This is a genomic window from Pseudomonas sp. FW305-28 (assembly GCF_017351395.1).
In the GTDB taxonomy this organism is placed as follows: domain Bacteria; phylum Pseudomonadota; class Gammaproteobacteria; order Pseudomonadales; family Pseudomonadaceae; genus Aquipseudomonas; species Aquipseudomonas fluorescens_AA.
The window spans coordinates 1-4,072 of the sequence record NZ_JACNDD010000263.1 but is presented as its reverse complement, the minus strand read 5'-3'; the positions used below and the strand labels follow the sequence as shown (position 1 = coordinate 4,072).

Annotated in this window: 5 protein-coding genes; 2 read left to right on the top strand and 3 right to left on the bottom strand. The window is 62.4% G+C overall.

Annotated elements, in window-relative coordinates; translation table 11 throughout:
* Positions 1-34: 34 nt before the first annotated feature.
* Positions 35-334 carry a BolA family transcriptional regulator gene (locus J4E53_RS30040; protein WP_060738604.1) on the bottom strand — a complete coding sequence of 100 codons (300 nt, stop codon included), beginning with the start codon at positions 332-334 and terminating at the stop codon, positions 35-37.
* A gap of 12 nt (positions 335-346) precedes the next feature.
* On the bottom strand, positions 347-865 hold the full coding sequence (locus tag J4E53_RS30035; RefSeq protein ID WP_060738605.1) for a DUF2059 domain-containing protein: 519 nt from the start codon (positions 863-865) through the stop codon (positions 347-349).
* Between the two features lie 202 nt (positions 866-1,067).
* Between J4E53_RS30035 and J4E53_RS30030 the strand changes: the two genes are divergently transcribed.
* Positions 1,068-2,462 carry a class II fumarate hydratase gene (locus J4E53_RS30030; RefSeq protein ID WP_060738606.1) on the top strand — a complete coding sequence of 465 codons (1,395 nt, stop codon included), beginning with the start codon at positions 1,068-1,070 and terminating at the stop codon, positions 2,460-2,462.
* A gap of 185 nt (positions 2,463-2,647) precedes the next feature.
* Here the strand turns inward: J4E53_RS30030 and J4E53_RS30025 are convergent, their stop codons facing one another.
* A complete protein-coding gene (locus J4E53_RS30025; RefSeq protein WP_041475797.1) occupies positions 2,648-3,610 on the bottom strand; it encodes a DMT family transporter in 963 nt (320 codons plus the stop codon).
* Between the two features lie 191 nt (positions 3,611-3,801).
* Between J4E53_RS30025 and J4E53_RS30020 the strand changes: the two genes are divergently transcribed.
* The gene (locus J4E53_RS30020; RefSeq protein ID WP_060738608.1) at positions 3,802-3,999 is read left to right on the top strand and encodes a DUF6316 family protein; all 198 of its coding nucleotides are present in this window, start codon (positions 3,802-3,804) and stop codon (positions 3,997-3,999) included.
* The last annotated feature ends 73 nt before the right edge of the window (positions 4,000-4,072 follow it).

The following is a 4,072-nucleotide window of genomic DNA, read 5'->3' as shown; positions in this document are numbered from 1 at the left end:
CCACAACAAGCATCCGCGCGACAAACAACCACTTTCAGTGCTTGCTGCCACCGGCACAGGTGGGCGAAGCCGGGGCGGCGTCGATCCGGGCCCACTCCTCGGGTGTGTAGGTGTGCAGCGCCAACGCATGGAATTCGCCCATCAGCTCGCCCAGCGTGCCATAGACCTTCTGGTGACGCTTGACACGATTGAGCCCTTCGAACTGCTGGCTGACCACCACCGCCTTGAAGTGGGTCTGCAGGCCACGGCTGTGCATGTGGCTTTCATCCAGCACTTGCAAATGCTCGGGCTGCAACAGCCCAAGCGTTGATTCGATGCGTTGTTGCATGCTCATACCGGGCTCCGCTTACGGCTTTTTCTTGGCTGGAGCGGCTTTTGGCTCGAGCTCGGCCGTCATGTCGGCCAGCAGCTTGTTGACCACCGGCACTGCGCTCTCAAGCTTGGCCTGGGTCAGTTGGGCCGATTGCTGGGTCAACTGTGGCATTTTTTCCAGGACTTTCTTGCCCAATGGCGACTGGTAGAAAGCAACCAGGTCCTTGAGCTCCGATTCGTTGAAGTTGCTGGTGTAGAGCTTGACCATGTCCGGCTTGAGCTTGTTCCAGCCGATGGCTTGGTCCAGCGCGGCATTGGCCTTGGCCTGGTAGGTTTCCAGGGTGGCTTTTTTCGACTCAGGGGCCTTGGTCTGTTCAAAGCGCTGGGCAAACATCTGCTGCACTTGCATGTACACCGGAGTGCCCAGTTTGTCAGCGTGCGCCAGGGTCAGGAACGCTTCGGCGCTGGCGTTGTGGCTGGCGGTATCGGCGAAAACAGGGCCGCTGGCACACACCAGAGCAACTGCGGTACAGATGGCACGAAGACGGGTCATCGAGTTTCCTTTCATTACAGGCGAGGTAAAACCCCAAGGGCGACCATTCTGCGCCTAAAAAACGCCGGGGCTCAACCCCGACGGTTGTCGGGTCCGATTGACGGGCCCAAGCCACCGTTGCTGGATTGAGGGATGATTGAGGGAACCGGAGCGGCCCATCTGGGCCTAAACTGCGCATTCAGCCTTTAAGGAGTTTGACCCGATGAGCCGTATCGAAACCGACAGCCTTGGCCAGGTTGAAGTCCCGGACGACGCCTACTGGGGCGCGCAGACGCAGCGTTCCATGATCAACTTCGCCATTGGCAACGAACGCATGCCGCTGTCGGTGTTGCACGCCCTGGCGCTGATCAAGAAGGCCGCCGCGCGGGTCAATGATCGCAATGGCGACCTGCCCGCCGACATCGCCCGCCTGATCGAACAGGCCGCCGACGAAGTGCTGGACGGCCAGCATGACGACCAATTCCCGCTGGTGGTCTGGCAGACCGGCAGCGGGACCCAGAGCAACATGAACGTCAACGAAGTGATCGCCGGACGCGCCAACGAACTGGCCGGCAACCCCCGCGGCGGCAAGAGCCCGGTGCACCCCAACGACCACGTCAACCGTTCGCAGAGTTCCAACGACTGCTTCCCCACCGCCATGCACATCGCCGCCGCCCAGGCCGTCCATCAGCAATTGTTGCCGGCCATCGGCGAGCTGTCCGGCGGTCTCGCGGAACTGGCCGCGCGCCACATGAAGTTGGTCAAGACCGGCCGTACCCACATGATGGATGCCACGCCGATCACCTTTGGCCAGGAACTGTCGGCGTTCATTGCCCAACTCGATTACGCCGAACGGGCGATCCGCGCTGCGCTACCGGCGGTCTGCGAACTGGCCCAGGGCGGCACGGCAGTGGGCACCGGGCTCAATTCACCCCATGGGTTCGGCGAAGCGATTGCCGCAGAACTGGCGGCGCTGTCGGGCCTGCCGTTCGTCACCGCACCCAACAAGTTTGCCGCGTTGGCCGGCCATGAACCCCTGACCTCGTTGTCCGGCGCGCTGAAAACCCTCGCCGTGACCCTGATGAAAATCGCCAACGACCTGCGCCTGCTGGGCTCCGGACCACGGGCCGGGTTCGCCGAGGTGAAATTGCCGGCCAACGAACCGGGCAGTTCCATCATGCCCGGCAAGGTCAACCCGACCCAGTGCGAAGCCTTGTCGATGCTGGCCTGCCAGGTCATGGGCAACGACGTGACCATCGGTTTTGCCGCCAGCCAGGGGCATTTGCAGTTGAACGTGTTCAAACCGGTGATAATCCACAACCTGCTGCAATCGATTCGCCTGTTGGCCGATGGCTGCAGCAACTTCCAGCAGCACTGCATCGCCGGGCTCGAACCGGACGCCGAGCAGATGGCCGCGCACCTGGAACGTGGGTTGATGCTGGTGACCGCGCTGAACCCGCACATCGGCTACGACAAGTCAGCGGAAATCGCCAAGAAAGCCTACGGTGAAGGGCTGACCTTGCGCGAAGCGGCGTTGCAGCTGGGGTACCTCACCGATGAGGAGTTCGATGCCTGGGTGAGGCCGGAGAATATGCTGGAAGCGGGTAGCCAGGGCTGAGTTTTGCCTTGATCGATAGTGCGCTATCGCGAGCAAGCTCGCTCCCACAGGGCAACGTGGACCGCGACATTACATCCACTGAAGATCCACTGTGGGAGCGAGCTTGCTCGCGATGAGCCCGGCAGGCTCGGCATCACTGTTGACTCGTGAGCCGCTATCGCGAGCAGGCTCGCTCCCACAGGGGGCTAACGCCCGACAGCCAAACGCTCGCGCCGGGCCCTGAGGCCGGCGATCAGCGAGGGCCCCAGGGCGACCAGCGCCGACCCCAGGACCACCAGCACCGCCCCGCCATAGCCCAGCAGGTTGATCTGCTCGGCATGGACATAATCAGGCCACCACCAGGCCGCCATTGCCACCGCGGCGAAGGTCACCAGCGGCGTGATCGCCAGGGTCGCGCTGACCCGCGACGCTTCCCAATGGGCCAGGGCTTCGGCAAACGCGCCATAGGCAATCAGGGTGTTGAGGCAGCAAGCGAGCAACAACCAGCCTTGCAGCGGGCTCAATTGCAGCGCCTCCAACGGATGCACCCAGGGTGTGAGCAGCAGCGCGCAGAACAGGTAGATCACCATCATCACCTGCAACGAGTTCCACACCGTCAACAATTGCTTCTGGCCCAGGGCATAGAACGTCCAGACCGTCGACGCCAGCAACACCATCAGCACCCCGGCGGTGTAGTCGCTCAGGGACGTCAGCAACTCGCCCAGGCGCTGGTTGAAAAACAGCGTGAAACCGATCAGCAACACCAGCAGGCCGATGCCCTGCCCCACGCTGAACCGCTCCTTGAACACGAACAGGCTGGCGACCAGCAACATGATCGGCCCCATCTGCACCACCAGTTGCGCGGTGCCGGGGCTCAAGCGATTCAGGCCCATCAGGTACAACACGTAGTTGCCCACCAGCCCGAGCACCGCCATCGCCACCAGCCAGCCGCCACGAGGGCCGAGCACCTTGCGACTGGGCAGGCGCCGGGTGGCCGCCAAATAGATGAACAGCAAACCGCCGGACACCAGCAAGCGAAACCAGGTCACGGTGACCGGGTCCATCACTTGCAGCACTTGCTTGAGCTTGATCGGCAGGATTCCCCAGAGCAGGGCGGTCAACAGGGCAAGGAACAAGCCGTAGACCCAGCGACCGGACGATATGTGCATGCAACCCTCGAAGCCCAAGACAAAGAACGCCCATTCTAGGCCTCTATCGCCCAGCAACACAGGAACAGTTGGGGATTAATTGAACCGGCTACGGGTATGGCACATGGCCGCCTATCGGCTCGCCAAGCAGCCGTCAGCACCAGCCCCTAAACTTCACTCAACCTGATCCCGCCACCTCTTTGGAGCCCCCCATGCTCGGCAAACGCGCCCAGGACCTCGCCCCTGCGATGGTCTTTCCCAGTGACCGGATTTGCCGGATAAACGGCGAGTTTTACTTCAATACCCGGGAAGGCACCCAGGAAGGGCCATTCGCCAGTCGCGAGGATGCGTTGCGGGAGGTGGAGGCGTACGTACAGCGAATGCTGCAACTGACTCAGGTCGCCAGCTAGCGCACCGCTCTCTTGTGGCGAGGGAGCTTGCTCCCGCTGGGTCGCGAAGCGGCCCCCCTGCCCCGCCAATAAA